This is a genomic window from Shumkonia mesophila (assembly GCF_026163695.1).
Classification (GTDB): Bacteria; Pseudomonadota; Alphaproteobacteria; order Rhodospirillales; family Shumkoniaceae; genus Shumkonia; species Shumkonia mesophila.
In genome coordinates this window covers 111,142-137,302 of sequence record NZ_JAOTID010000003.1, presented here as the reverse complement: position 1 = coordinate 137,302, position 26,161 = coordinate 111,142, and the positions used below count along the sequence as shown (strand labels likewise).

The window sequence follows — 26,161 nt, the reverse complement described above, 5'->3', positions numbered from 1 at the left end:
CCCGCCTCAGGCTTCGAGCGAGTGGGGCGTAGCGGCGTGCTCTGGCTCGGGAGGGACGTCCTGCCCCACGGCTTTGCTCTTGAACACGCGACGCACCGTCACGAAGAGCAAAGGCACGAAAAATATGCCGAGAACGGTCGCGGCAATCATTCCACCCAAGACGCCGATGCCGATGGCGTTCTGGGCACCGGAGCCAGCTCCGCTTGCAATGGCCAGCGGAGTGACGCCGAGAATGAAGGCGAACGACGTCATCAGGATCGGCCGCAAGCGCTGCCGGGCGGCCGCGAGGGTCGCCTCGACCAAGCCCTCGCCGGCAGCCTGCCGAGCGACGGCGAACTCGACGATGAGAATGGCATTCTTGGCAGCCAGGCCGATCGTCGTCAGCAGGCCGACCTTGAAGTAAACGTCGTTGGTCTGACCGAAGAGATAGGCGGCCGCCAGTGCACCGAGCACGCCGATCGGAATGGACAGCATGACGGCGAACGGAATCGACCAGCTTTCGTAGAGGGCGGCAAGGCAAAGGAACACGACCAGAACCGAAATCGCATAGAGTGACGCGGCCTGGCTGCCGGAAAGGCGCTCCTGATACGACAGACCCGTCCATTCATGGGCGTAGCCGCTCGGCAACTGGCTGGCGAGATTGTCGATCTCGTTCATGGCGTCGCCTGAACTGACGCCGGCGGCCGCCTCACCTTGAATCTCGACAGCCGCCGAACCGTTATAGCGTTCGAGTCGCGGCGAACCGAAGGTCCAGTGGCTCGAGGCGAAGGCCGAAAACGGAACCATGGTGCCGTTGGAATTGCGCACGTACCATCGTTCCAGATCCTTGGGCTGCATACGAAAGTTCTTGTCGGCCTGTAAATAGACTGGCTTGACGCGGCCACGATCGATGAAATCGTTGACGTAATCGCTGCCCCATGCCGTCGACAGTGTGGTGTTGATGTCCGACAGACCGACGCCCAGCGCGCTGGCTTTTTCCTGATCGATTTCGACCGAAAACTGCGGCGTGTCCTCTTGTCCGTTCGGGCGCGTATTGGCCAGGAGCTTGCTCTGTCCAGCCAGGGCCAGAAGACGATTACGCGTCGCCATCAGCTTGTCATGGCCGGCTCCGTTGACATCCTGCAGATAGAAATCGAAGCCGTTGGAATTGCCCATGCCCTGAATCGCCGGCGGGGCCAATGCGAAGACCTGGGCATCCCTGATCTTCGAGAACGCGCCCATGGCACGGCCGGCGACGGCCGCCGCCGAAAGCACGGGTGACGTGCGCTCGTCGAACGACTTGAGCTTGATGAAGGCAAGTCCGATATTCTGGCCTTGTCCGCCGAACCCAAAACCGGCGATGGAGAAGACGCCGTCGACGGCATCCTTCTCGTTGGTAAGGAAATGGTCCTTCACCTGCTCGAGCGCGCGCACGGTCCGTTCCTGGGCCGCACCGGTGGGCAACTGGACGCTGGCCATCAGAATCCCCTGGTCCTCGTCCGGCAGGAAGGAACTCGGCAGGCGCATAAACAGCCATCCCACGGCAACGACGATCGCCAGAAAGACGAAAAGGAACCGCTTGGCTCGCGTTGTGACGCCGCGCACGCCGTCGCGATAGGCGAGCGTGCCGCGATCGAAGGTCCGATTGAACCAGCCGGCCAGACCGCGCTTTGCGGCATGGTCGCCGGGCCGGCGGAGGATGCTCGCGCAGAGCGCCGGCGTCAGCACGAGCGCGACGACGACCGACAGCAGCATGGCCGAGACGATGGTCACCGAAAACTGACGGTAGATGACGCCGACCGAACCGCCGAAAAACGCCATGGGAACGAAAACTGCCGACAGGGCGATGGCGATGCCGACCAGGGCCCCGGTAATCTCGCCCATGGATTTGCGCGTCGCCTCCTTGGGAGAGAGCCCCTCTTCATGCATGACGCGCTCGACATTCTCCACCACGACGATCGCGTCATCGACCAGCAGACCGATGGCAAGCACCATGGCGAACATGGTCAGCATGTTGATCGAATAGCCGGCGGAAGCGAGGACGGCAAACGTGCCGAGCAGCACGACGGGAACGGCGATCGTCGGAATGATCGTCGCCCGGATGTTCTGGAGGAATACGAACATCACGATGAAGACGAGGCCGACGGCCTCGGCCAAGGTCTTCATCACCTCCTCGATCGACAGACGGACGAAGGGCGTGGTGTCGTAGGGGTAGACCACCTCGACCGCGGTGGGAAGTGTGCCGGACAGTCGACCGATCGCCGCCTGGACGGCTTCCGCCGTGCTGATGGCGTTGGCGCCGGTCGCAAGACTGATGGCCAGCCCCGCGGCGGGCAGGCCATTATATCGAGCGTCCGAGGTATAGCTTTCCGCGCCGAGTTCTACGGTAGCGACGTCGTTCAGCCGGACGATGGACCCGTCCGTCGTGCTCTTCAGAACGATGTTCCGGAACTGCTCGGGGGTCTGAAGGCGACTGCGCGCGGTGACTGTGGCATTGAGCTGCTGGCCCTGGCGCGCCGGCAAACCGCCGAGCTGGCCGGCGGACACCTGCGTGTTCTGCACCTCGATCGCCGTGGCCACGTCGCCCGGCATGAGCGCATACTTGGCGAGCTTGTCGGGATCGAGCCAGATCCGCATGGCATAGCCACCCCCGAACAATTGCGTCTCGCCGACGCCGTCGATGCGCCGCAGCGTGTCGTTCAATGTGCTGTCGACATAGTCGGCGAGATCCGTCGACGTCATCTTGCCGTCGGTCGACACGAAGCCGATCACCATCAGGAAGCCGGTGGACGATTTCGTGACGGTCAGGCCGGTACTTTGCACGATCTGCGGCAATTGCGAGGTGACGAGCTGCAACTTATTCTGCACCTGCATCTGCGCAACGTCCGGATCGGCCGCGCTGGTGAAGGTCAGCGTGAGGTTTGTCGATCCCGTCGATGTCGATGTCGCGGTCATATAGTCAAGATTGTCGATCCCGGTCATGCCCTGCTCGATGACCTTGGTCACCGAGTTCTCGACCGTCTGGGCGTCGGCGCCCGGATAGGATGCACTGATCTGAACCGTGGTTGGCGCGATCTGCGGATATTGCGAGATCGACAATGTGTTGATGGCGAGTAACCCTGCCAGCATGATCGTGATGGCGATCACCCATGCAAAGACCGGCCGATCGATAAAGAAATTCGACATCGTTCGCCTCAGTTCCTGCCGGTATCGGCCGTCGTGGCCGGTTCGCGATTGGCGACAGCGACCGCCTTGCCGTCGGAAAGCGCCCCCGTCTTGCGTTCCCGAACCTCGCCCGTCGTCTCGTCGATGGTCACCTCGATAGGCGTCGCCTCCTGGCCGATGCGAACAAACTGCACTCCTTCGACGATGACCCGGTCGCCGTCGTCGACGCCGGAATCGACCAACCAGTTGTTGCCGACACTGTTTTGGATGGAAAGCACGCGCTCCTCGACCTTACCCTCCCGGTTGACGAACATGGCCGTGGCCTCACCCTTGGTGTTGCGACTGACGGCCCGCTGGGGCACGAGAAAGCTGTTCTCGGCAATGCCTTCCTCGACGATCGCCCGCACGTACACGCCGGGCAGAAGCAGCCGCTCGGGATTGGGAAATTCAGCCCGTAGCGTGAAGGTGCCGGTGGCTTCGTCGACATTGGCTTCTGCAAACTCCAGCTTACCCTCGTACGGATAGATCGTGCCGTTTTCGAGTTTCAGCTTCACGCTGATGTTCGATCCACCGAGCTTCAGCCGGCCCTCGTTCACGGCCTGAAGAAGGTTGAGGAGGTTGGTGCTCGATTGCGTCACGTCGACGTTGATCGGGTCCTGCTTGCGAATGGTGGTCAGTGCGGTTTCCTGATTTGCCGTCACCAATGCGCCTTGCGTCAGCGAGGACTTGCCGACCCGGCCGGCTATCGGGGCCGTGATCTTCGTATAGGCGAGATCGATCCGGGCGGCTGCAACGCTCGCTTGCGCGGAGGCCACGTCGGCCTTGGCCTGGGCCAGGGTCGCCATCGCGTCGTCGAGATCCTGCCTGCTGACGGCATCCTTCTTGATAAGCCCCTGATAGCGCTCGACCTTGGCCTGCGCGCTCGGCACCGAGGCCGAGGCCTTCTGAAGCGTTGCAACCGCGCTGTCGTAGGCGGCCTGATAGCTCGCCGGATCGATCTGATAGAGTGCCTCGCCGGCGGCAACCTCGGTGCCCTCTTTAAACAGACGCCGCTGGATGATGCCGTTTACCTGAGGGCGCACTTCGGCGACAAGAGAGGCCGCCGTGCGCCCCGGCAATTCCGCCGTGATCGCGACCGACTGGGGACGAAGCGTGACGACGCCGACCTCGGGACGACTCGCCACAAGCGATGAAGCGGCTTGATTTTCGGCTTGATCGAAGCAGCCTCCTGGCATGAGCAGCATGATCAAGGCAAGGAACATCGAACCACGCAGGCGACGCCGAACGACACCGGCCGGTAGTGACCGTTTCATCCAACCGGTGCCAGGGAGACGGGGGAAGGGATTTGATTGCACAATCGGTATCCATATTTAGGAAACTTGTTCGTACCCATATTATGATTGCGTCTTCGATGTCAATCGCGATATGAGAAAAAGTGAGGCGGCGCCAGCTAACGCCCGGATTGTTGCTGGCGGATGTCCGCGGGGACATTTCTTTGTAACGGAATGTTTCTTTTTGTAACCGAACGGTTCGACCGGGGACCAGTGCCGGGCCGAACGCGGGAAAGGACGGACTGTTGAATAGGGAACGGAATCGACGGGAGATCACCCCGCCAAGACTTCGCGGTCGGCCGAAGGTCGTACCGGACGACGTCCAGCGCGACGCCGTTGTCCTCCAGGCGCGAGAGATGTTCATCGAGGAGGGTTATGCCCGCACCACGACGGACAAGGTCGCGGCACGCTGCAAGATCTCCAAGCGGACGCTCTACCGTTTGTTCTCGAGCAAAGAGGATCTTCTTGCGGCGGTCGTCGATGCACATCGCCAGAGCATGCTCGATCTGCCTGGCTACTATGACGATCTGCCGCTCACCGATGCGCTGGAAGCGATCTTCATGATCGACATCGACGCCGAGGCGGATCGCGAACGGGTGGCCTTCCTGCGTTTTGCGCTGATGGAATCCGCGCAATTCCCTGAGATAGACACGCTCGTCCGCCAGCGCGGCCCGGAGATGTCACTCGCCTTGCTGGCCGATTGGTTCGCGCACCAGCGCACGCTAGGAAGGATTGAGATCGATGACGTCGACAGCGCCGCCAGGATGCTGATGGACATGATTTTCGGCGCCGTCGTGGACAAGACGAGGGGCGAACTCGAATGGCCCGGCGGGGATAAGCGAAAAACCTACATCCGCCGGTGCATCCACGTTTTCATCAACGGCATCCGCTCGCGATAGGCGCGCTCAGCGGATTCCGGGCAGCTTCGTCACCTGGCTGTCAATCGGCGTCCAACACTGGCCTCGGATTGGAGTGGGCCCCTTGGGGCGGGGTTTGGATGGATTGTGCCAACCGCGCCCTGACCTAGATGTTCAAGACACCGGCGGCAAAAGCATCGTGGCAGACGGACAGTCCCCCTCGGCCGCCGTCACGGCTCGCCGGGTTTGCGCCCCTTCTTGCTGCCACGCTCCGCGTCACCACTCGGGCCCTCGGCCAGTCCGGGCAGGTAGCGGGCCGCGAGCCGCATCTGGATATCGATGCCTTCCCGGCGGCGATTGGCCACCGCCGCCGCCAGGCCATCCGCCAGCGCGAAAGCCGCGGTCGCCGAGTTGGGAAGCAGGCGCCGCTCGGCCTGCACGTAAAGCGCCACGTCCGCATAGCGGGCCAATGGCGAGGTCGGGCGATCGGTGATACAGAGAATACGCGCTCCCTGGCGTTTCGCCGCTTCGCTCAGTTCCAGGGTATCGGGCGCGTAGCGGGGGAAGGAAATGAAGATCGCCAGATCCCGCTCCCCCGCATGGACCAGCCTGCGCAGGGCTGAGTTGACGCCGCCGGTCATGCCCATCATCGACACGTTGCCGCGACAGAAGGGTTCCAGCCCGTGCGTCAGGATGCCGGCGATGTAATAGCTGATCCCCGATCCGAAAATGAAGATGCGTTCCGCCGCAAGAATCAGGTCCACGGCCTTTCCGCAGCTTTCCGGCGCCAGCGTTTCCCGCGTCTTCTCGAGGTTCTCCAGGTCGTGTCGGATGCTGTCCGAAATGATATCGAAGCTGCTGGCCGACCCGTCCCGTCCGGCCTTCAGCTTTTCCACCGGCGCCAGCGTCTGCTTGATGGCCTCGATCTGGCGGGCCCTGAACTCGGCGAAGCCGTCGAAGCCGATGGCCTTGGCGAATCGATTCGCCGTCGCATTGGAGACGAGGCAAGCCTTCGCCAGTTCGTCGATGGTCATCATCGCCGCTTCGGCGGGCGCCCCCAGGATGAAGTCTGCAATCTTTTTGTGCGATTTGCTGAGCAAAGCATAGGCATGTGCGATGCGGTTAGCCGTATCGGAATAATACATCGCTCTGAGGGGGGTGCCGGCCATTGACGACGATTGATTTCCATGGTTTTCATTTCTATGGAACTTTTGTTTCATATTCGCCCGCGTGTTTCAAGTCGGCATAAGGCCGGAGAGCCCGCCGCTTCCGATAAGCACCCATTCCAGGAGAGGAGGCCCCACCCGTGAGAACCAACTTCCTGCATATCCTAAGCTTCCTGACTTTGCCGATCCTGCTGCCGGTCGGCGCATCGGCGGCGACGTTGACCGTCGGCCTTGCTTCCGAACCGACGTCGACCGACCCGCACTACCACAGCTTCACCCCCAACAACGGCCTGGCGCGCAGCCTGTACGGCGCGCTGGTGACGACGGACGCGAACCAGCAGACCGTCCCCGACCTGGCGACGTCCTGGTCGGTCGAGGGCGACAACGTCTGGACCTTCAACCTGCGCAAGGGCGTCAAGTTCTCCAATGGAGCGCCGTTCACAGCCAAGGACGTCATCTTCACCTTCTGCCGGGTCAGGAACAACCCGCAGGCCATCTCCGACTATTTCGGCAATCCCGTCACCAACTTCGCCAAGATCGAAACGCCCGACGACCACACCGTCAGGATCACCACCAAGGTGCCGGAACCGTTGATGCCCGAAAGGATGGCCGAGATGGCCATCCTGAGCGCCGGCATCGTCAAGCATGGTGAGATCGCCTTCGACCTTGCGAAGGGCTGCGGCGTCACCGGCGAGTGGCCGACCCTGGCGCGGTTCAACAGCGGCGAGGACGCCATCGGCACCGGCCCCTTCAAGCTGACCAAGTACACCAAGGGGGCTGGCGTCGAACTGGCCCGCAATGAAAACTATTGGGGCGAAAAGCCGGCCTGGGAGAAGGTGACCCTGCTGCCGATTCCCAACGCCGGCCCGCGCCTGGCCGGCCTGCTGGCTGGCAACTACGACCTCATCGAAAACCCGGCGGCCCGCGACGTCAGGCAACTGGAGGGCGATCCCAGGTTCGGGGTGACGATCCGCCCGTCGAACCGCGTGATCTTCCTGCAGATGAACGTCTCCAAGGACCAGAGCCCATCTGTCGTCACCCAGAACGGAACCAACCCCTTCAAGGACGAGCGCGTGCGCCGGGCCATCTCGATGGCGATCGACCGCGACACCATCGTCAAGCGCATCATGGACGGAGCCGCCGCGCCCGCCAGCCAGTTCGTGCCGGAAACGATGTTCGGCGCCCAACCCAATCCGGAACCGCTGGTCTATGATCCGGAGGGGGCGAAGAAGCTGCTGGCCGAGGCCGGATATCCGAACGGTTTCAAGGTGACGTTCGCGGCCACCAACGACCGCTACATCAACGACTCCCAGGTCGCCCAGGCCATCGCCCAATACCTGAGCCGCGTCGGCATCCAGGCGGACGTGGATGCCATGACGGCCTCCATCTTCTTCACCCGCCGCAGCAAGAGCGAATTTGCCCTGTCCATGGGCGGCTGGGGCTCGACCACCGGGGGCGCCTCCTCGTTCCTGCAGCAATTCGTCGCCACCCTCGACAAGGACCGCGGCGTCGGCCGCTCCAACTACGGCGGCTGGTCCGATCCGGCCTTCGACGCGGTGATCCTCAAGGCGATCGCCACCGTCGACGAGACGAAACGCGCCGAGCTGTTGCGGGAAGCCGGCAAGCTCGCCTTGAAGAAGCTGCCGGACATCCCGATTCACTTCGAAAGCACGATCTGGGCGTTCCGCAAGGGCATCCAATTCGAAGGCCGCATGGACCAGTACACACTTCCGGCGCTGGCCAAGGCGGTTAAATAATCCGGCCCGGCGGCCGATCGTCCACGGGAAGCGGGCGGCCCGGAAGGCCGCCCGCCCCCTCAACCCCAGCCCAGGGACGCGTACGTGGGGACTTTCATCCTCCAGAGGCTGCTTCAAAGCACGGCCGTCCTGTTGGCCGTTTCGCTTGTCGTCTTTCTGGCGGTCTTTGCGGTCGGCGACCCGGTCGAGCTCTTGATCAACCCGGAAGCCACCCAGCACGAGCGGGAGATGATGGTTCGGGCGCTGGGCCTTGATCGCCCGGTCTGGATGCAATACCTGACGTTTCTCGGCAACGCCATGCAGGGCGATCTCGGCATATCGTTCGTGCATGGCGAGCCGGCCCTCCAGATCATCATCGAGCGCATGCCGGCCACCTTCGAGCTGGTGTTCTTCGCCCTTCTCATCGCCAGCCTGGTCGGCATTCCGCTCGGCCTGTACGTCGGGCTGAACAGCGACGCCTCGCTTTCTCGCGTCATCATGACCGGGTCCATTCTCGGCTATTCCATCCCCAATTTCTGGAAGGGGATGATGCTGATCCTGCTGCTCTCGGTGTGGCTGCATTGGCTTCCCACCTCGGGGCGGGGCGAGACGGTCGACCTCCTCGGCATTCCGGTCAGCTTCCTGACCTGGGACGGCGTTCGCCATCTCGTCATGCCGGTGCTCAACCTCGCCATCCCCAACACGGCGCTGATGACCCGCCTCACGGCCTCCGGCGCCGCCGAGGCGCGCACCCAGGACTATGTCAAATTCGCCCGCGCCAAGGGAGTGCGGCCGCAACGCATCGTGCGCCGGCACATCCTGCGCAACATCCTCATCCCGGTGATTACGGTGCTCGGCATCGAGTTCGGCGCGCTGATCGCCTTTTCCACCATCACCGAAACCGTCTTCGCCTGGCCCGGCATGGGCAAGCTTTTGATCACCAGCATCTATCGGCTAGACCGGCCGGTCGTGGTTTCCTACGTCATGCTGATCACCTTCCTGTTCGTCCTGATCAACCTGATCGTCGATCTTATCTACGCGGCGCTGGACCCGCGCGTGAAGCTGATGGACCGCGCGTCATGACCAGGCCGCGCCCCATCGATCCCACGCTGGTCCCGCCGCTGGTGGAAACCCCGCAGCGCCGCTTCAACCTGCGGCGCATCAAGCGCCGGCCCAACATGAAGACGGCGCTGATCGCCCTCGTCATCATCCTCGCAGCCGGTCTGCTGCTGCCGTTCGCCGCGCCGCAGAACCCCTATGACCTGTCCACCTTCAGCGTCATGGACAATCGCCTGTCGCCGGGCGAGCGGAGCCTCGACGGCCTGACCGTATGGCTCGGCACCGATTCCCAGGGGCGCGACATGGTGTCGGCCATTCTCTATGGCATGCGGATCAGCCTTCTGGTCGGGCTGGCGGCAACCAGCCTGGCGCTTTCCATCGGCGTGACGGTGGGCCTGCTCGCCGCCATGTTCGGCGGCCGGATCGACGCCCTGCTGATGCGCCTGGTCGACTTCATCCTGGGCTTCCCCTCCATTCTGGTGGCACTGGTGCTGCTGGCGGTGATCGGGCGCGGGGTCGACAAGGTGATCATCGCCATCGTCGTCGTCCAATGGGCTACCTACGCCCGCATCATGCGCGCCGCGGCTATGGTGGAACGACGTAAGGAATACGTCGAGGCGGCGGAAAACCTGGGCTATCCGAGCTGGCGCATCATGTTCCGCCACCTTTTACCGAACAGCATCGGTTCCGTGCTGGTGGTCGCCACCATTTACGTCGCCCATGCCATCACCCTGGAGGCGACGCTTTCCTTCCTGGGCGTCGGGGTCCCGGTGACGCAACCCTCGCTCGGTCTGTTGGTCGCCAGCGGCTTCGAGTTCCTGATGAGCGGCGAATACTGGATCAGCCTGTTTCCGGGGCTCGCCCTGCTCGTCCTCATCTTCTCGCTCAACCTCGTCGGGGACCGTCTCCGCGAAGCGCTGGACTCGCGGCGATCATGAGCGACACCCTCCTCGACGTGCGCGGCCTGCGGACCGTCTTTCACTTTCTCGAAGGCGCCTATCCCGCCGTCGACGGCATCAGCTTCACCATGCGGTCGGGCGAGGTGCTGGGGCTGGTCGGCGAGTCGGGATCGGGCAAATCGGTCGCCGGGCTGTCCCTGATCGGCTTGATCGATCCACCCGGCGAGGTCGTCGAGGGCGAGGTTCTTTTCAAAGGACGGAACTTGCGGACCCTCGGCGAGCCAGCGCTGCGCCAGTTGCGGGGCAAAGAGATCGCCATGATCTTCCAGGACTCGCTGGCCGCGCTCAATCCGGTGCTCACCGTCAGCGAGCAGATGGTGGAGGCGATCCGCGAGCATGCGGACGTGCCGTTGCCGGCCGCCCGCGAGCGCGTCATCGCCGCCCTCCGGCAGGTCGGAATCACCTCTCCGGAAACCCGCATCGACCAGTATCCGCACGAGTTTTCGGGCGGGATGCGCCAGCGCGTCGCCATCGCCACGGCGCTGCTCAACAAACCCGACCTGATCATCGCCGACGAACCGACGACGGCCCTGGATGTCACCATCCAGGGCCAGATTCTGGCCGAGATGCAGACCCTGGCCCGGGAAACCGGCACGGCGCTGATCTGGATCACCCACGATCTGGGCGTGGTCTCGGAATTGGCCGACCGCGTGGCCGTGATGTATGCGGGCCGCATCGTCGAGATCGGCGGCATCGACGACGTCCTCGATCGTCCGTGTCATCCGTACACCCAGGGTTTGCTGGATTCCATTCCCGCCGAGAACGCGCCCGGCAGCCGTCTGCGCCAGATCGACGGCACCGCCCCCAGCCTGGCGGCGCGCCCCGTGGGCTGCGCCTTCCGCCTGCGCTGCCAGCGGGCGGGGCCGCTGTGCGCCGAACGGGAGCCCGACGTCACCGAGGGCCCCGGCGGCCAGAGTTGGCGCTGTCATCACCCCATTCCCCAGGGGGATCGCCCATGATCGCAACGCCGGCGCAAACGACGCCCATCATCGGGCTGGAGGGATTGTCGCGGGACTTCCAGCGCCCGCCGGTCCTGGCCGAGCGGCTTCTCGCCCTGCTGGGCCGCAAGGCCCTGCCGCCAGTCCTCAGGGCGGTTACAGACGTCGACATTGCCGTACGCAGGGGCGAGGTGCTGGGGCTGGTCGGCGAGTCGGGCTGCGGGAAATCGACGCTGGGGCGGATGGTTTCGGGCATCCTGCCGCCGACGCGGGGCCGCGTGACGTTCGACGGACAACCGGCCGCCACGCTGGCCGGCCGCGACAGGCTGGCCTACGTCCTGGGAGTCCAGATGATCTTCCAGGACCCCTATGCCTCGCTCAATCCGCGCCAGAAGGTCGGCGACATCATCGCCGAGCCCCTGAAGGTCCATCGCATGGTGGAAAACCGTGGCGAGGTGGTCGAACGGGTCGACAGGGCGCTGGCTGAAGTCGGCCTCGATCCCAGCTACAAGGAGCGCTATCCGCATCAGTTCTCGGGCGGCCAGCGCCAGCGCATCGGCATCGCGCGAGCCTTTATCGTCAATCCGCGCTTTCTCGTCTGCGACGAGCCGATCGCCGCGCTCGACGTCTCCATCCAGGCCCAAGTGATCAACCTCTTCATGGACCTGCGCGACAAGTACGAGTTGACCTATCTGTTCATCAGTCACGACCTGTCGGTAGTGCGCCACATCGCCGACCGGGTGGCAATCATGTATCTCGGACGCCTGGTGGAAATCGCCCCGGCTGCCGACCTGTTCGCCCAGCCGGCCCACCCCTACACGCGCGCCCTGCTGGCCGAGATCCCCTCGGTCAAGCGCCGCCGCCGGAAATTCCAGCCGGTGCAGGGTGAACTGCCCTCGCCCCTGAATCCACCGCCGGGATGCACCTTCCACCCGCGCTGCCCGTTCGCCATCGCGCGCTGCCGCGAGGAAAGGCCGGTGTTGCGCGACATCGCTCCCCATCGGCAGTCCGCCTGCCATCTTAGCGACCAGATCTGAGGTATTTCATGTCCCTGAAGAGCCTTCTCGCCGATTACGGCCGCAACGCCATCCCGTTCGTCGATCCGTTGAACCCGGAGCGACCCCTCACGCTCAACACCTATCGTCCGGTCGGGCACACGCCGGACTGCGCAGTGGTGATCGTCCAGCATGGCATGAACCGCAACGGCGACGATTATCGCGACTTCTGGATTCCGGCGGCCGACCGGCACGGCCTTCTGATCGTCGCGCCGACCTTCGCGCGGGCCGAATATCCCGAGACCGAGGACTACAATAACGGCCTCGTCTTCGACGCCGACGGCAGCGTTCGGCCCCACGACGCCTGGGTCTTCGCGATCCCGGGCCGCGTCGTCGCCGCCTTGCAGCAGGTCAGCGTCATGAAGCAGCCCAAGGCGCGCATCTACGGCCATTCGGCCGGGGGCCAGTTCGTCCACCGGATGATTTCGACGCACGGCGGCGCCCTGTTCAAGGCGGCGATCGCCGCCAATGCGGGCTGGTACTCGCTGCCGACCCTGGAAAAGGCCTTTCCGGAAGGTCTGGGCGGCCTCGGCCTCGGGGTGGACGAGCTGCGTCGCCTTTTTGCCTATCCGCTGCACATCCTGGCCGGCATCGACGACTGCAACGCCAACGCCGACAACCTGCCCTCCCAGCCCGAGGCGCAGGCCCAGGGACCGGGGCGCCTGCACCGCGCCCGCAACTATTTCGCCCGCGGCCGCGAGACGGCGGAAAAATACGGCCTGCCCTTCAACTGGCGCCTGACCGAGGTGCCGGGCATTGCCCACGACGGCTGCGCCATGTCCGCCGCCGCCGCTGGTCTGTGGTTCGAAGGCCAGCTGCCCGAGATGACCGCGCCCGCCGCCGTGAACTTCTAGCGGCGGCCCCACCCCCTTCCCTTCAGCCCAACGAAGCCCAATGAGGATTCCATGCAAAATTCCGACGCCATCTGGAAACTAGTGGACGACCACCACAAGCATTTCGCCGACCTCAGCGACCGCATCTGGGGCATGCCGGAAATCGCCTACGCCGAATACCGCTCGGTGGCCGAGCATACGGCCATGCTGCGGGCCCAGGGCTTCCGGGTGACCGAGAACGCGGCCGGCATCCCGACGGCGGTAATCGGCGAGGCCGGCCAAGGCGGGCCCGTCATCGCCATTCTCGGCGAATACGACGCCCTGCCCGGCCTCAGCCAGGAAGCCAACATCGCCGAGCCGAGGCCGCTCGAGGCTGGCGGCGCCGGCCACGGCTGCGGCCACAATCTTCTCGGCTCCGCCGCCCTGCTGGCGGCGACTGCGCTTAAGGAGTGGCTGGAAAAGACCGGCCGGCCCGGCCGTGTGCGCTATTACGGTTGCCCGGCCGAGGAAGGCGGCGCCGCCAAGACTTTCATGGTCCGCGACGGCGCCTTCGCCGACGTCGATGTCGCCATCACCTGGCATCCGGGATCAATGACCCGGGTCGACGAGGCCCTGTCGCTGGCCAACACGCGCATGGACTTCCATTTCACCGGCCGCGCTTCCCATGCGGCGGCGGCACCGCACCTGGGACGCAGCGCGCTCGACGCGGTGGAACTGATGAACGTCGGCGTCAACTACATGCGCGAACATATGCCGCAGGATGCCCGCATCCATTACGCCATGCTGGATTCCGGCGGCATCGCGCCCAACGTGGTCCAGGCCTCGGCCAAGGTCCGCTACGCCATTCGCGCCCGCGACGTTCATGGCATGCTCGCCCTCAACGAGCGGGTGAAGAAGGTGGCCGAGGGGGCCGCCCTGATGACCGAAACCAAGGTCACCATCTCGATTCTCAGCGCGGTTTCCAGCATGCTCGGCAACACGCCGCTGCGCGAGGCCATGCATCTCAACATGCAGCGCCTCGGCCCGGTGGGATTCGATGCCGCCGACCGCGACTACGCCGCCAGAATCCAGGCCACGCTGAGCGACGAGGACATCCTCAGCGGCTATCGGCGGGTCGGACTGCCGGTGCGGGAGGCCACGCCGCTCTGCGACTTCATCGTTCCGCTCGATGCCGTCGGCGAGCCGATGATCGGCTCGACCGACGTCGCCGACGTCAGTTGGACGGTGCCCACCGTCGAGGCCCGGGTCGCCACCTGTGCCATCGGCACGCCGGGCCATTCCTGGCAGCTGACCGCCCAGGGCAAGGCGCCGGCCGCCCACAAGGGCTTGGCCTATGCCGCCAAGGTCATGGCCGCCACCGCCGTCGACCTGATGACCGACGAAGCACTGATGGCCCGCGCCAAAAAGGATTTCCGCGACCGCACGCAGAAGACGCCTTATGCCTGTCCCATTCCCAAGGACGTCCACCCGCCGGTCCAGCCGCGCCCGGCGGCCTTGGCATAGGAAGGAGCACCCGGCGATGTCCCCTGCGATCCGCCCCGTCCTGGCCATTCACGGCGGGGCCGGCACCGTCCCCAGGGAAGCCATGACGGCCGAACGCGAGGACGCCTTTCACGCCGGGTTGCGCCACGCCCTGCGGGCCGGCCACGCGGTGCTGAGGGACGGCGGCACGGCCCTCGATGCCGTCACGGCGGCGGTGATGGCGCTGGAGGACGACCCCCTGTTCAACGCCGGCCGCGGCGCCGTGTTCACCGCCGACGGCAAGATGGAAATGGACGCCGCCGTCATGGACGGACGGGACCGCCGGGCCGGGGCCGTCGCCGGCATCTGCGGGCCTCGCCATCCGGTTCTGGCCGCGCGGGCTGTGATGGAACAGACCGATCACGTTCTCCTGGCCGGCCCGGGGGCGCGCCGTTTCTGCCGACAGGTCGGTCTGGAACACAGGCCGACCTCGTGGTTTCGCACCGAAATCCGCTGGCAGGCCCTGCAAGAGGTGCTGGAACGGCACCGTCTCGGGCTCGCCGACGACGGCAACGAGGCCCGCAAGCATGGAACGGTCGGCGCCGTCGCCTGCGATGCCTTGGGCGACCTCGCGGCCGCCACCTCGACCGGCGGCATGACCGCGAAGATGCCGGGACGCGTCGGCGATTCCCCACTGCCGGGGGCGGGAACATGGGCCGACAATGCGTCCTGCGCAGTCTCGGCGACCGGGCACGGCGAGTTCTTCATTCGCCGTGCCGTCGGCCACGAGGTCGCCTCGCGCATCCGATGGGCGAAGCAGGCGCTGGATGAGGCGGCAAGCGCCGTGGTGATGGATGAACTCGCGGCCATCGGCGGTTCGGGCGGCCTCGTCGCCGTCGATGCCGCCGGTCACGTCTCCATGCCGTTCAATTGCCCCGGCATGTATCGCGGCTTCGTCACCGCCGATGGCGGCCTGCACACCGCGATCTATCGCGAGCCCTGCCGGATCGAGCGGGATTGACCCGCTCGATCCGGCCGTCATGCGGTTATGCCGGGGACTCGATCCAATCGACGATCATCCGCCGGTAGATTTCCGTCGCCGCCCGGATGCTCTCGACCTGACAGTACTCGTCGGTCTGATGGGCCATGGACGGCTCCCCCGGCCCGAGGATCAGGGTTGGGATGCCGCCGCAGGCGGGCGTAATCACCGAGGCATCGGTGAAATAGGGCGCCGCCTGTGGCGTGAATGGCTCCCCGGTTACCGCCTCGACGATCGCCGCCACGCGCCGCACCCACGGAACCGCGGGCTCGGTCCACACGCCGGGCAGGTCGAACAGCGTCTCGATGTCCGCCCCTTCCCCGACATACCCCCGCAACCCCTCCCGCAACGAGCCATGGTCCATGCCCGGAATGGTCCGGATGTCGATGCCGATGGTGGCCCGGTCGGGCACTGAATTGATGTTGAGGCCGCCGCTGACGGTTCCGACGTTGAGCGTCGGCTTGCCCAACACCGGATGGCGGGCGACGTTGAAGTCGAAGCTTTCAAGCCGTCCGATCGCGCGGGCCGCCTTGTAAACGGCGTTATCCCCGCGCTCGGGCATCGAGCCGTGCGCGGTGACACCATGCGTCGTCGCCTTCAGCCACAACGCTCCCTTGTGACCGACGAACGGCCGGTTCGCCGTCGGCTCACCGACCACCAGGGCCCCAACCCGGCCAAGATGGCCCCCCTCGGCCAAAGTCATGGCGCCGTCGCACCCGGTTTCCTCGCCGGCGGTAATGGCCATCAGAACCCCGGCCCCATCGCCGATCCGCTCAGCCTCGGCGATCGCCGCGGCGACGAAGGCGGCCAGGCCGCTCTTCATGTCGCTCGATCCGCGCCCGTACAGGCGGCCGCCGACGATGTCGCCGGCGAACGGGTCCTGCGTCCACGGCGCCGCGCCCAGCGGTACCGTATCGATATGCCCGGTGAACGCCAAAGGGGCCTTCTGCGCCTCCCGATCGCCCAGCCGCGCGATCAGGCTGGCGCGGCTGTCGTCCAGGGCATGCAAGGCGCAGTCGAAACCGGCATCCACCAGCAGATCCGCAAGGAACTGGGCGCACGCCCGTTCCTGCCCCGGGGGGTTGATGGTATCGAAGGCGACAAGGCGGCGGGTCAAGTCCACGGGATCGGGAATGCGAGGGTTCATTATCTATCCGATGCAGGTCATTCCTCGGGAAAGCGCTCAGCCAAGCGACCCAGGTGGGCCGGGACAGCGGGCCCGTCGGTCGCCAGGACGCTCGTCGGAAGCAAGATGCCATCGCGGCGCCGGTCGATCAACTCAAGCCGCCCGCGGCCTACCGGGTTGGGGGCTCGTTGTCCTGTCCAATCGTCCAGCTTCCCGCCAGCATATCCCGAAACCGCTGGGCGGCCGGGGAAAGCCTGCCGGCGCGGCGTTCGACGATTCCAATGGTCCGGGTCACGATCGGATCGACGAGCGGAACCGTCATCAGCAACGGATGATCCTCTTGCGGGGTCGCCAATCGAGGCAGCACGGAAACGCCAAGCCCCCTCTCGACCAATCCCAACGACGTCGACAGGTGGTTCACTTCATAAAACCAGCTCAGCCTGACCGTCGTCTTTGCCAGGGCCGAATCGAGCAAAACGCGGTTGCCGCTGGCACGGCTCACGCCGATGAGTTGCCGGTTTTCGAGATCCTTCCATTTCAAGCTTCGACGCTTGGCGAACGGATGGTCTTTCCGGCAGGCCAGCACGAACGGATCCTCGACCAGCGGCGTGAAATGAAGATCGCCGCGCGACGAACCAATGAAGTTGATGCCGAACTCGGCCTCGCCGCGCGCGACACTATCCAACGCCTGGGCCGACGACAGATCGAGAAGGCGGAAACCGATACGCGGATATTGGTTATTGAATTCCTTGATCGCCTTCGGGAGAAAATAGAATGCTGCCGTCGGTACGCAGGCGATCGTGACCTGACCGGCCTGACGGTCGCCCACTCCGGAAATCGACAGAAGCTGGTTCTCGAACTCGTCGATCAAACGCCGCGCCAAGGGCTCGATTTCTCGGCCAAATGCCGTCGTCGCCACATGCCGCGTCGAGCGTTCGAGCAATGGCGCGCCCAGCGCCGCCTCCAATGACTGGACGCGGCGCGAAAGCGCGGGCTGTGACAGATTCAGGGCGTCCGCCGCCTTGCGGAACGTTCCCAGTTCGACGACCGTAATGAAGGATCGCAGGTCAAGTAGTTCGAAATTGATCCGCATATTGCATTTTTATGCAGAATTATTTCGACTGACAAGGTCCCCCGTCGACCCGCCAAAGATGGGAAGGAACGTAAACATGCCCCGAGGCAAGCTTGCGGGCCGTTCTTAAGGTCCCAATCTTGCGAAGGTCGAGTTGGCCCCCCGTGATCGCGAAATCGGCAACGATTTCCAGGCTTCCCGCCGGATGCTCGATGAAGATTGATGCGGTGGGGCCGGACGGACGCGGGGCAACAATCGATTCGGCGATCGTCCCCGGAGACAGGATGCAGGCACAGAGCCCGATGCCGCCCGTTACCGCATAGCTGGGATGGCAGTCCCAGGGCATGAAATACCGCGAGGCCACCGTTCCGCCGGCGCGCGCGGCGGCGAGCACGGCGAACTTGGGGATGACATTGCGCGAGACGTCGCCGAAGCCCATCCGCCGGCCGGCCTCGATGCGGATCGGCTCCATCCGCTCGTAGAACGTCCGCGTGGCGTCGAGATCGGCTTTGCTTTCATACCCCGAAAGCCCGAAATCCGCCGCCCGGGCAATCACCATGGGCATGGCGGCATCCACACAGGAAACCCGGATTCCATCGATTTCGTCGATGCGGTTTCCGGTCGGAAACAGCCGGCCCGTCTTCGATCCGACCACTTCCGAAAAATTGAGCCTGATCGGCGCCGCGGTTCCCGGCACGCCATCGATGCGGGCGGGCCCCTCATAGTCGACTTCGCGACCGGGGGTCTGGATATCGGCCTCGATCAGCGAGCCGGTATTGACCGCCCGGATCCGCACCGTCGTTTGGCCATCCCGAGGCTCGATCAAGCCCATCTCGATGGCGGCCGGCCCAACGCCCGCCAGGATGTTGCCGCACGACGGGGAGAAATCGACCTCCCTCTTCGCGGAAATGACCTGGGCGAAAAAGTAGTCTACCTCGGCCCAGGGATGGTCGGATTTTGACAGCATGGCGACCTTGCACGTCACCGCGCTGCCGCCGCCGAGCCCGTCGATGTTTCCCGGATGCCCGGCGCCGATGACCGCCAGCAGCACGCCGGCCAGTGTTTCCCTGTCTTCCGGCAGGTCGCTGCGCAGGAAATAGGGCCCGCGGGAGGTCCCCCCCCGCATGAAGAGGTAAGGGATGGGTCTCAATCGCATTCGGTCACCGCCCTTTCCGCGGGTTGGACGAGGCGGCGGGCCGGGTTGCCGACCCGCCGGCATCACGCGGCGCGGACCTTGCCTTTGCCCAGAAGACTGCCGATCAGCGGCCAAAAGAACGTCAGGGCGACCATCACCAGGATGACGAGGGAAACCGGCCGTTCGACGAAGCCGATGGCGCTGCCGTCGCCGATGATGATCTGCTTGCGCAGCGAATTCTCCACCAGTTCTCCCAGAATCAGCCCCAGGATCAGCGCCGGGTTGGAGTAATGGAACTTGTCGAAGAAGTATCCCACCAGGCCGAAGACCAACATGATGATCACGTCGTAGAAGCTGTTCTGAAGCGAATAGGCGCCGACCAGGCCCAGGGCGACGATCAGGGGGCCCAGCAGCGGATAGGGCAGCTTCAGGATGTGCCCGAACTGCCGCGTGACGAAGCGGCCGCCGACGAACAGCAGCAGCGCCGAAAACACCAGGGCCAGGAAAATGGAATCCAGCAGGACCGGCTGCTCGCGGAGCAGCAGCGGTCCAGGCCGGAGGCCGATGATGATGAACGCGGCCATGATGACGGCCGTGACCGGGCTTCCGGGGATGCCCAAGACCATGGTGGGCACCAGCGCGCCTCCCACACCGGCGTTGTTGGCGGCTTCGGGGGCGACGATGCCGCGCGGATTGCCCTCGCCGAACTTGATCGGGTCATGGGCGTGCGATCGCGAGGCTTCCCCATAGGCGATCAGGCTGGAAATGGAGCCCCCCGCCGCCGGGATGATACCGACGATGACGCCGATGATCGATGACTTGACGAAGGTGGCCCACATCTTGAGCATCTCGGCGAACTTCATCAGCTTGATCGACACCTTGGCCTCGCGCAGGGTGTTGTCGCGATGGCGGAATTCCTCGATGTTCTTGAAGACCTCGGCGATGGCGAAGGCGCCGATCATCACCGAAATGTAGTTGATGCCGTTGAGCAGGAAGGGCTGTCCGAACGCAAAGCGCTCGGCGCCGTTGATGCTGTCGATGCCGATGGTCGAGATCATCAGGCCGAGGATCACCGAGAGCAGGGCCTTCATCTGGTCCTTGGCGGCGATGCTGGTGATGCAGCTTAAGCCCAGCAGACCGAGGCCGAAGTATTCGGCGCTCTGGAAAGACAGCGCCACCTTGGCCAGCAACGGGGCCGCCACCAGCATGACGAGGGCCGAGAAGATGGTTCCGAACGACGAGGCGGTCACCGCCAGGCCCAGGGCGATTCCCGTCTGGCCCTTCTGCGCCATCGGGTAACCGTCGAAGGTGGTGGCCACCGCTTCGGGGGTTCCCGGCGTCTTGATGAGGATGGCCGAAATCGATCCGCCACAAGCGCCGCCCACATAAACCGCAATCAGCAACACGACGGCGGAAACCGGGGCCATCGTGTACGTGAACGGCAGGCAGAGAATGATGGCCAACGAGGTGCTGACCCCCGGAAGCGCGCCGCAGACGATGCCGAATACCGTACCCACGACCACCAGGACCGCGGACAGCGGACTGAACACTTGGCCGAAAGCTTGAATGAGGACGTCCATTTCCCCGTTCCCCGTTCAGAAGATTATGTAGCTGAGTTCGCGCAGCAGGCCGACGCCGCGCGGCAACGGCACGAGGAAGAGGATGCCGAAGACGCCGGTGAGAACTGCAGTAACGGCGACGGTGTATAGAGCCAGGCGGAGCGGTTTTTGGTAGCCAATGGACCAGCCGGCGACCGGCAGGTAGAGGAGCGTCGAGAGGACGAACCCAATGACGTCCAGCACCATGATATAGACGAACAGCAGGACGACGTTGAGCGCCAGGGAGCGGCCGTCCAGCGATCCCAGGTCGAACATGGGGACCTTGACCTTGGACTTCTGCCGCAGAACCCGGACCGTAATGACCGCCAGCACGATCAGCCCCAGGATACCCAGGATGACGGGAAAGCCGCCGGCGCCCAGGACGTCGCCTGGGTTGTCGGACTGCGGCAGGGAAAAGGCCTGGACCAGGAAAAACACGATCCCCAGGCCCACCAGGCAGTTGAAAATGAGTTCGGCGGCCATTGCGAATGCCCCTCGTCGAGAGAAACCGGATCGTCCCGTTGGGGACGATCCGGTGAAAACAGGCGGGACCGGCCTACTGCTTGACCAACCCCAGTTCCTTGAAGACCGCCGAGAAGCTTTCGACCTCGGCATCCAAGGATTTGCGGAAGTCATCGGCCTTCAGGTACCCGGGCAGGATATCCGTCATCTGCTGCTTTTCCACGGCCTTGTACGCCGGATCGTCATAAGCCTTCTGGAAGGCGTCGATGATGATCTTCTTGACGTCCGCCGGGGTACCCTTCTTGACGACGAAACCGCGCCAAGACCCCTGGGTGAACTTGATCCCCTTTTCCACGGAGCTCGGCACCTCCTTCAGTCCGGGCACGTCGAGGCGCTTGTCGCTGAGGACCACCAAGGGGCGAATATCGCCGCTCTCGACCAGGCTCATGAAAGAAATGACCTTGTCCTGATAGATGTCCAGTTCGCCGCCCAGGACAGCCGCCTTCAACACGGAAGCGCCTTTGTAGGGAATGTAGTTCCACTGGAATCCGGCCGCCTTGGCGAAACCGTTGGCGATGTAATCATCCAGGGCCCCGGGCGAGATGCCGCCGATCTTCAGCTTCTTGGGATTGGCCTTGGCGAAGGCGATCAGGTCGTCCAGCGTCTTGAATGGGCTGCTTTTCGGAACGCCAAACAGCTGCACGTCGGCCTGCACCCTCATGATGGGTTCGAATTCGGCGCGGAACTTCACGGAGCTGGTATTTCGGGCCTCGACGATCGGCAGCGACGGGGTGACTTCCAGGATGGTGTATCCGTCCGCGGGGGCGCTGTATGCGTACGTCATGCCCTCGATGGTACCGGCACCGCCCTTGTTGACGATCGTGATTGGCGCGCCAAGGTACTTGGTGGCGATCTGGGCGAACTGTCGGGCGAAAATGTCGCTGGCGCCGCCGGCCCCGAACGGAACGACCATTTCCACCGCCCGGCGCGGATAATTTTGGGCAAATGCGCCTCCAGCCGTGGCGGCAAGAAAGACGCCAATGACTCCAGCCGTGATGACATTGCGCAGTCTCATGGGATGCCTCCTTGTATATGTTCTATTTGCTGATCAAAGAACGCGTACTGGACTGTGCTCCGCGAAATGTTGTCAAATTCCATAGGAGGAGCCTTGCCTCCCCGCATCCATCAGATGCACTTCCGGCGGGCGCTTTCGACACGCCGCTTTCGCGACATACGTTGCGAATTGATCCACGCGATTACCCAAACGGGCTTGACTCCCCAGCCCCGCAGCCACCATTCCTTCTCTGGTATTGATGCACCCTTTTTGTTTTATTAAGCCGGATTAGCCGTCCCGCAACAATTGCAGAAATTGATTTGATTAATGCGTTATACGCATTACTGACGTCCCCCAAAGCCCAAACCTGGATCAGTCCACGAACTCGCAGCCTTTGTCGATCAATCTGCTAATGACTAACGGCTCTGTACATCCCGATCCGCGGAGCGACGACCGGTTGGCTTGGAACAACACCGCATCCACAGCAAGACCACCAGCAAGACAAGGCTCAACCCGGCCGTGGTTAGACGCTCTTTCCAATACTGACGCTTCCGCATCCCATGGTCGAATGCCACGTCCATAGCGCTGCCCTCTTCCAAACCTCTCCGTAGAGCCAAGAAATGCCGCGTACAGGTAACGGCCGGATGTCCGGGGCATGGCATCGTGTAACGCTGTGTAACACGCATGGCGGGTGAAACACGGCGTTACAATTTTCAGAGAGGCAGACATCCGGGTTGGCGATTGGCGCGATGGCCGACAGCGGCTTCTCCATTGTCCTTGACGAGACGACGACCAATTAATACAAACGTTTGAATTAGACCCAGTCATGGGAACTCGCATGCCCCCTGAATCGCGAACCCGCAGCCGGATCCTGGACGTCGCCGAGGACCTGTTCGCCAGCCGCGGCTACAAAAACGTGTCGCTGCGCGAACTCACCGCGGCGGCCGAAGCCAATCTGGCCAGCGTTCGCTACTATTTCGGCTCCAAGGACCAGCTGCTTTACGCCATCTACGAGCGCTACTGCACGCCGCTGAACAACGCGCGCCTGCAGCGGCTGGCCGAGTGCGCGCCGGGCGACGGCCGGCCACCGATGATCGAGCAGATCATCGCGGCCTTCCTGGAACCGGCCCTCGATGTCAGCGTCGACGCCGTCGGCGGCGGCGCCCGCTTCACGCGTCTCAGGGCGGTGCTGATCGGCGAGAACCTGGACTTTCTGGAAGACCTGATCGCCCGCAACTTCGATACCACCAGCCTGACCTTCGTCGAGGCCATCCGCAAGGAGTTTCCGGCTCTCGGCCGCGAGGAGGTGCTGTGGCGGTTTTCGTTCGTACTGGGCATCCTCCACTACATGCTGATCGATCCCAACCGCATCCGGCGCCTGTCGCGCGGCCGGTGCGACCCGGGTGACAGCCGCACCATGGCCCGTTTCCTCGTCCCGTTCATCGCCGAAGGGTTCAGGGCGCCGGGCATCGACGCGCCAACAACCGCCGTCGCCCCGCGGGCCAAAGCTGGCCGCCGCACACGGCGGAGGGACAAGGAGACCGCGGCATGAGCATGCAGGCCCGCATCCCGGCCACGATGATGCGCGGTGGCACCTCCAAGGGCCTTTATTTCCGCGCCGAAGACCTGCCCGGCGACGTCGCGACGCGCGACCGGATCCTGCTGGCCGCCATGGGCTCGCCCGACCTCCGCCAGATCGACGGCGTCGGCGGGGCCGATCCGCTGACCAGCAAGGTCGCCATCGTCAGCCCCTCGACACGCGAAGGGGCCGACGTCGACTACTTGTTCTGCCAGGTCGTGGTCAACGAAGCCGTGGTCGACACCAAGCCCAACTGCGGCAACATGCTGGCCGGCGTCGGCCCATTCGCCATCGAGAAGGGCATGGTCAAGGCGACCGATGCCGAGACGGTGGTCCGCATCTTCATGGTCAACAGCGAAATGATCGCCGAGGCCACCATCCAGACCCCCGGCGGCCGGGTCGACTACGACGGCGACGTCCACATCGACGGGGTCCCCGGCGAGGCGGCCGGCATTCCCATCGCCTTCCTCGATACCGAGGGCTCGGCCTGCGGCGCGCTGCTGCCGACCGGGAACCTTGTGGACACCATCGATGGCATCGACGTCACGCTCATCGACAACGGCATGCCGGTCGTCGTGCTGGAGGCCGCCGCCCTCGGGCGCACCGGCTATGAGAGCCGCGAGGCGATGAACGCCGACGCCGATTTGAAGAAGCGGCTGGAATCGATCCGCCTTCAGGCCGGCCCGATGATGAACCTGGGTGACGTCGCCAACCAAGTGGTGCCCAAGATGTCGCTGGTGGCGCCGCCGCGGGCGGGCGGCAGCGTGTGCACCCGCACCTTCATCCCCCATGTCTGCCATTCGACCATCGGCGTGCTGGGCGCGGTGACGGTGGCCACCGCCTGCGTGCTGCCCGGCTCGGTCGGCGCCCGCGTCGCCAAGGTGCCGGACGGGCGGCGCAAGCGCCTGTCGGTCGAGCACCCCACGGGAGAATTCTCGGTCGACCTCGAGGTGGGCGGCACGGCCGACGCCCCGAAGGTGGAACGGGCCGCCCTGCTGCGCACGGCGAGGCCGCTGTTCGAAGGGGCCATCCTGGTGCCGGCCCGCGCCTGGGGCGGCACCGTATAGGCGTCCCGCGGCGGCTTTACGACTTCGGCGCCCGACGATTTACGATACACAAAGGAGAGACACCAACCATGGCTGAACAGAAGGCGAAAACGGCGTTGGTCGTAAGCGCCCACTCGGCGGACTTCGTGTGGCGCGCCGGCGGCGCCATTGCCCTTTACGCCAAGCGCGGCTACCGCGTGTTGATCGTATGCCTGTCCTACGGCGAGCGCGGCGAGTCGGCCAAGCTGTGGAAGCAGCCCGGCATGACGCTCGATGCGGTCAAGAAAGCCCGCCGCGCCGAGGCCGAGCAGGCGGCGGCAATTCTGGGCGCGGAGACGATGTTCCTGGATGCCGGCGACTACCCACTGCGCGTCACGCCTGAGCTGTTGAACCGGCTGGCCGAAATCTATCAAGACCTTCAGCCCGAGTTCGTCCTCAGCCATTCGCTGGAAGACCCCTACAACTTCGACCATCCGCTGGCCACCCACCTGGCCCAGGAGGCGCGCATCGTCGCCCAGGCCCACGGCTTCCGCGGGGCAGAGAAGATCATCGGGGCGCCGCCGGTCTTCCTGTTCGAGCCGCACCAGCCGGAACAATGCAACTGGAAGCCCCAGGTGCTGCTCGACATCACCGAGGTCTGGGACGTCAAGCGCAAGGCCTTCGAATCGATGGGCGCGCAGGAGCACCTGTGGGACTACTACACCCGGGTGGGCTTGCAGCGCGGCGTCCAAGCCAAGCGCAATTCCAACCGTACGGCCACCAAGTATGCCGAAGGCTATCAGCGCGTCTTCCCCCATGTCACGGATCACCTGTCATGAAAAACGTCGTCGTCACCAAGATCGAACGCACACCCTTGGACCTGATCAATGCGCTGGGCGCCCAGGGCGTCGCCACCGTCCATGAGGCGCAGGGGCGCACCGGCCTCCTGAAGCCCTACATGCGCCCGATCTACGCCGGCGCGAAAGCAGCCGGCACCGCCATCACCGTGTGGACGCATCCCGGCGACAACTGGATGATCCACGTCGCCGTCGAACAGATGAAGGAAGGCGACATTCTGGTGGTCGGCGTATCGTCTGAAAACACCGACGGCATGTTCGGCGACCTGCTGGCCACCTCGGTCCGAGCGCATGGCGGCCGCGGCCTCGTCATCGAGGCCGGCTGCCGCGACGTCGGACCGCTGCGCGAGATGGATTTTCCGGTGTGGTCGAGGGCGGTGTCGGCGCAGGGCACGGTCAAGGCGACGCTGGGCGCCGTCAACGTGCCGATCCTCTGCGCTGGGGTGATGATCCATCCCGGCGATGCCGTCATCGGCGACGACGACGGCGTGGTGGTCGTGCCGCGCGCCCGTGCCGCCATTGTGGCCGAAGCCTCGGCCAAGCGTACCGCCAAGGAAGACGCCACGCGCCGGCAGCTGGCGGCCGGCAAACTGGGCCTCGACCTCTATGACATGCGGGCCAAGCTCGAAAGGGCCGGCCTCAGCTACGTCGATACTTTCGAGCCGGACTGAGTGC

The 26,161-nt window shown here is 64.5% G+C and carries 22 protein-coding genes; 13 read left to right on the top strand and 9 right to left on the bottom strand.

Annotated elements, in window-relative coordinates; translation table 11 throughout:
* Window positions 1-6 precede the first annotated feature (6 nt).
* Window positions 7-3,165: an efflux RND transporter permease subunit gene (locus ODR01_RS07170; RefSeq protein WP_316976945.1), complete on the bottom strand. Its 3,159-nt coding sequence runs from the start codon at window positions 3,163-3,165 to the stop codon at window positions 7-9.
* A gap of 8 nt (window positions 3,166-3,173) precedes the next feature.
* Window positions 3,174-4,388 carry an efflux RND transporter periplasmic adaptor subunit gene (locus tag ODR01_RS07165; protein WP_316977158.1) on the bottom strand — a complete coding sequence of 405 codons (1,215 nt, stop codon included), beginning with the start codon at window positions 4,386-4,388 and terminating at the stop codon, window positions 3,174-3,176.
* Between the two features lie 443 nt (window positions 4,389-4,831).
* Here ODR01_RS07165 and ODR01_RS07160 point away from each other — a divergent pair, with 443 nt between their 5' ends.
* Window positions 4,832-5,374: a TetR/AcrR family transcriptional regulator gene (locus ODR01_RS07160; RefSeq protein ID WP_316976944.1), complete on the top strand. Its 543-nt coding sequence runs from the start codon at window positions 4,832-4,834 to the stop codon at window positions 5,372-5,374.
* A 188-nt stretch (window positions 5,375-5,562) separates the two neighbouring features.
* Here the strand turns inward: ODR01_RS07160 and ODR01_RS07155 are convergent, their stop codons facing one another.
* Window positions 5,563-6,501 carry a MurR/RpiR family transcriptional regulator gene (locus ODR01_RS07155; RefSeq protein WP_316976943.1) on the bottom strand — a complete coding sequence of 313 codons (939 nt, stop codon included), beginning with the start codon at window positions 6,499-6,501 and terminating at the stop codon, window positions 5,563-5,565.
* Window positions 6,502-6,638: 137 nt separating this feature from the next.
* On the opposite strand from ODR01_RS07155, the gene ODR01_RS07150 reads away from it, so the two are divergent.
* From ODR01_RS07150 to ODR01_RS07115, 8 genes are all read left to right on the top strand, one after another.
* The gene (locus ODR01_RS07150; protein ID WP_316976942.1) at window positions 6,639-8,255 is read left to right on the top strand and encodes an ABC transporter substrate-binding protein; all 1,617 of its coding nucleotides are present in this window, start codon (window positions 6,639-6,641) and stop codon (window positions 8,253-8,255) included.
* A gap of 84 nt (window positions 8,256-8,339) precedes the next feature.
* The gene (locus ODR01_RS07145; RefSeq protein ID WP_316976941.1) at window positions 8,340-9,317 is read left to right on the top strand and encodes an ABC transporter permease; all 978 of its coding nucleotides are present in this window, start codon (window positions 8,340-8,342) and stop codon (window positions 9,315-9,317) included.
* Entirely contained in the window at window positions 9,314-10,231 is a 918-nt protein-coding gene (locus ODR01_RS07140) for an ABC transporter permease (protein ID WP_316976940.1), read from the top strand. Before ODR01_RS07145 ends, ODR01_RS07140 begins: the two co-directional genes overlap by 4 nt.
* Window positions 10,228-11,211, top strand: a complete 984-nt coding sequence (locus tag ODR01_RS07135) for an ABC transporter ATP-binding protein (protein WP_316976939.1) — start codon at window positions 10,228-10,230, stop codon at window positions 11,209-11,211. The genes ODR01_RS07140 and ODR01_RS07135 overlap by 4 nt, the downstream gene beginning before the upstream one ends.
* Window positions 11,208-12,227 (top strand): ABC transporter ATP-binding protein, encoded by a 1,020-nt coding sequence (locus ODR01_RS07130; RefSeq protein ID WP_316976938.1) that lies wholly within the window; start codon window positions 11,208-11,210, stop codon window positions 12,225-12,227. Before ODR01_RS07135 ends, ODR01_RS07130 begins: the two co-directional genes overlap by 4 nt.
* Window positions 12,228-12,235: 8 nt before the next feature.
* Window positions 12,236-13,099, top strand: a complete 864-nt coding sequence (locus ODR01_RS07125; RefSeq protein ID WP_316976937.1) for an alpha/beta hydrolase — start codon at window positions 12,236-12,238, stop codon at window positions 13,097-13,099.
* A 51-nt stretch (window positions 13,100-13,150) separates the two neighbouring features.
* A complete protein-coding gene (locus ODR01_RS07120; protein WP_316976936.1) occupies window positions 13,151-14,581 on the top strand; it encodes a M20 family metallopeptidase in 1,431 nt (476 codons plus the stop codon).
* 16 nt (window positions 14,582-14,597) lie between these two features.
* Window positions 14,598-15,560, top strand: coding sequence for an isoaspartyl peptidase/L-asparaginase family protein (locus ODR01_RS07115; protein WP_316976935.1), 963 nt, complete (start codon window positions 14,598-14,600; stop codon window positions 15,558-15,560).
* 25 nt (window positions 15,561-15,585) lie between these two features.
* Here the strand turns inward: ODR01_RS07115 and ODR01_RS07110 are convergent, their stop codons facing one another.
* From ODR01_RS07110 to ODR01_RS07085, 6 genes are all read right to left on the bottom strand, one after another.
* Window positions 15,586-16,725, bottom strand: coding sequence for a M20 family metallopeptidase (locus ODR01_RS07110; RefSeq protein WP_316976934.1), 1,140 nt, complete (start codon window positions 16,723-16,725; stop codon window positions 15,586-15,588).
* Between the two features lie 148 nt (window positions 16,726-16,873).
* On the bottom strand, window positions 16,874-17,797 hold the full coding sequence (locus ODR01_RS07105; protein WP_316976933.1) for a LysR family transcriptional regulator: 924 nt from the start codon (window positions 17,795-17,797) through the stop codon (window positions 16,874-16,876).
* 19 nt (window positions 17,798-17,816) lie between these two features.
* Window positions 17,817-18,932 (bottom strand): 4-oxalomesaconate tautomerase, encoded by a 1,116-nt coding sequence (locus tag ODR01_RS07100; RefSeq protein WP_316976932.1) that lies wholly within the window; start codon window positions 18,930-18,932, stop codon window positions 17,817-17,819.
* A gap of 62 nt (window positions 18,933-18,994) precedes the next feature.
* Window positions 18,995-20,491 carry a tripartite tricarboxylate transporter permease gene (locus tag ODR01_RS07095; protein ID WP_316976931.1) on the bottom strand — a complete coding sequence of 499 codons (1,497 nt, stop codon included), beginning with the start codon at window positions 20,489-20,491 and terminating at the stop codon, window positions 18,995-18,997.
* A 15-nt stretch (window positions 20,492-20,506) separates the two neighbouring features.
* Window positions 20,507-20,992, bottom strand: coding sequence for a tripartite tricarboxylate transporter TctB family protein (locus ODR01_RS07090; protein WP_316976930.1), 486 nt, complete (start codon window positions 20,990-20,992; stop codon window positions 20,507-20,509).
* A gap of 73 nt (window positions 20,993-21,065) precedes the next feature.
* Window positions 21,066-22,046, bottom strand: coding sequence for a Bug family tripartite tricarboxylate transporter substrate binding protein (locus ODR01_RS07085; protein WP_316976929.1), 981 nt, complete (start codon window positions 22,044-22,046; stop codon window positions 21,066-21,068).
* Window positions 22,047-22,863: 817 nt separating this feature from the next.
* Here ODR01_RS07085 and ODR01_RS07080 point away from each other — a divergent pair.
* From ODR01_RS07080 to ODR01_RS07065, 4 genes are all read left to right on the top strand, one after another.
* On the top strand, window positions 22,864-23,577 hold the full coding sequence (locus ODR01_RS07080) for a TetR/AcrR family transcriptional regulator (protein WP_316976928.1): 714 nt from the start codon (window positions 22,864-22,866) through the stop codon (window positions 23,575-23,577).
* Window positions 23,574-24,671 carry a 4-oxalomesaconate tautomerase gene (locus ODR01_RS07075; RefSeq protein WP_316976927.1) on the top strand — a complete coding sequence of 366 codons (1,098 nt, stop codon included), beginning with the start codon at window positions 23,574-23,576 and terminating at the stop codon, window positions 24,669-24,671. The genes ODR01_RS07080 and ODR01_RS07075 overlap by 4 nt, the downstream gene beginning before the upstream one ends.
* 68 nt (window positions 24,672-24,739) lie before the next feature.
* Window positions 24,740-25,468, top strand: a complete 729-nt coding sequence (locus ODR01_RS07070) for a PIG-L deacetylase family protein (protein ID WP_316976926.1) — start codon at window positions 24,740-24,742, stop codon at window positions 25,466-25,468.
* Entirely contained in the window at window positions 25,465-26,157 is a 693-nt protein-coding gene (locus ODR01_RS07065; protein WP_316976925.1) for a 4-carboxy-4-hydroxy-2-oxoadipate aldolase/oxaloacetate decarboxylase, read from the top strand. The genes ODR01_RS07070 and ODR01_RS07065 overlap by 4 nt, the downstream gene beginning before the upstream one ends.
* Window positions 26,158-26,161 lie beyond the last annotated feature (4 nt).

Excerpts from the sequence above, each read along its gene's own strand:
- ODR01_RS07170 (WP_316976945.1), bottom strand. The coding sequence starts at position 3,165 with ATGTCGAATTTCTTTATCGATCGGCCGGTCTTTGCATGGGTGATCGCC.
- ODR01_RS07165 (WP_316977158.1), bottom strand. The coding sequence starts at position 4,388 with ATGCTGCTCATGCCAGGAGGCTGCTTCGATCAAGCCGAAAATCAAGCC.
- ODR01_RS07160 (WP_316976944.1), top strand. The coding sequence starts at position 4,832 with ATGTTCATCGAGGAGGGTTATGCCCGCACCACGACGGACAAGGTCGCG.
- ODR01_RS07155 (WP_316976943.1), bottom strand. The coding sequence starts at position 6,501 with ATGGCCGGCACCCCCCTCAGAGCGATGTATTATTCCGATACGGCTAAC.
- ODR01_RS07140 (WP_316976940.1), top strand. The coding sequence starts at position 9,314 with ATGACCAGGCCGCGCCCCATCGATCCCACGCTGGTCCCGCCGCTGGTG.
- ODR01_RS07135 (WP_316976939.1), top strand. The coding sequence starts at position 10,228 with ATGAGCGACACCCTCCTCGACGTGCGCGGCCTGCGGACCGTCTTTCAC.
- ODR01_RS07130 (WP_316976938.1), top strand. The coding sequence starts at position 11,208 with ATGATCGCAACGCCGGCGCAAACGACGCCCATCATCGGGCTGGAGGGA.
- ODR01_RS07125 (WP_316976937.1), top strand. The coding sequence starts at position 12,236 with ATGTCCCTGAAGAGCCTTCTCGCCGATTACGGCCGCAACGCCATCCCG.
- ODR01_RS07120 (WP_316976936.1), top strand. The coding sequence starts at position 13,151 with ATGCAAAATTCCGACGCCATCTGGAAACTAGTGGACGACCACCACAAG.
- ODR01_RS07115 (WP_316976935.1), top strand. The coding sequence starts at position 14,598 with ATGTCCCCTGCGATCCGCCCCGTCCTGGCCATTCACGGCGGGGCCGGC.
- ODR01_RS07110 (WP_316976934.1), bottom strand. The coding sequence starts at position 16,725 with ATGAACCCTCGCATTCCCGATCCCGTGGACTTGACCCGCCGCCTTGTC.
- ODR01_RS07105 (WP_316976933.1), bottom strand. The coding sequence starts at position 17,797 with ATGCGGATCAATTTCGAACTACTTGACCTGCGATCCTTCATTACGGTC.
- ODR01_RS07100 (WP_316976932.1), bottom strand. The coding sequence starts at position 18,932 with ATGCGATTGAGACCCATCCCTTACCTCTTCATGCGGGGGGGGACCTCC.
- ODR01_RS07095 (WP_316976931.1), bottom strand. The coding sequence starts at position 20,491 with ATGGACGTCCTCATTCAAGCTTTCGGCCAAGTGTTCAGTCCGCTGTCC.
- ODR01_RS07090 (WP_316976930.1), bottom strand. The coding sequence starts at position 20,992 with ATGGCCGCCGAACTCATTTTCAACTGCCTGGTGGGCCTGGGGATCGTG.
- ODR01_RS07085 (WP_316976929.1), bottom strand. The coding sequence starts at position 22,046 with ATGAGACTGCGCAATGTCATCACGGCTGGAGTCATTGGCGTCTTTCTT.
- ODR01_RS07080 (WP_316976928.1), top strand. The coding sequence starts at position 22,864 with ATGCCCCCTGAATCGCGAACCCGCAGCCGGATCCTGGACGTCGCCGAG.
- ODR01_RS07075 (WP_316976927.1), top strand. The coding sequence starts at position 23,574 with ATGAGCATGCAGGCCCGCATCCCGGCCACGATGATGCGCGGTGGCACC.
- ODR01_RS07070 (WP_316976926.1), top strand. The coding sequence starts at position 24,740 with ATGGCTGAACAGAAGGCGAAAACGGCGTTGGTCGTAAGCGCCCACTCG.
- ODR01_RS07065 (WP_316976925.1), top strand. The coding sequence starts at position 25,465 with ATGAAAAACGTCGTCGTCACCAAGATCGAACGCACACCCTTGGACCTG.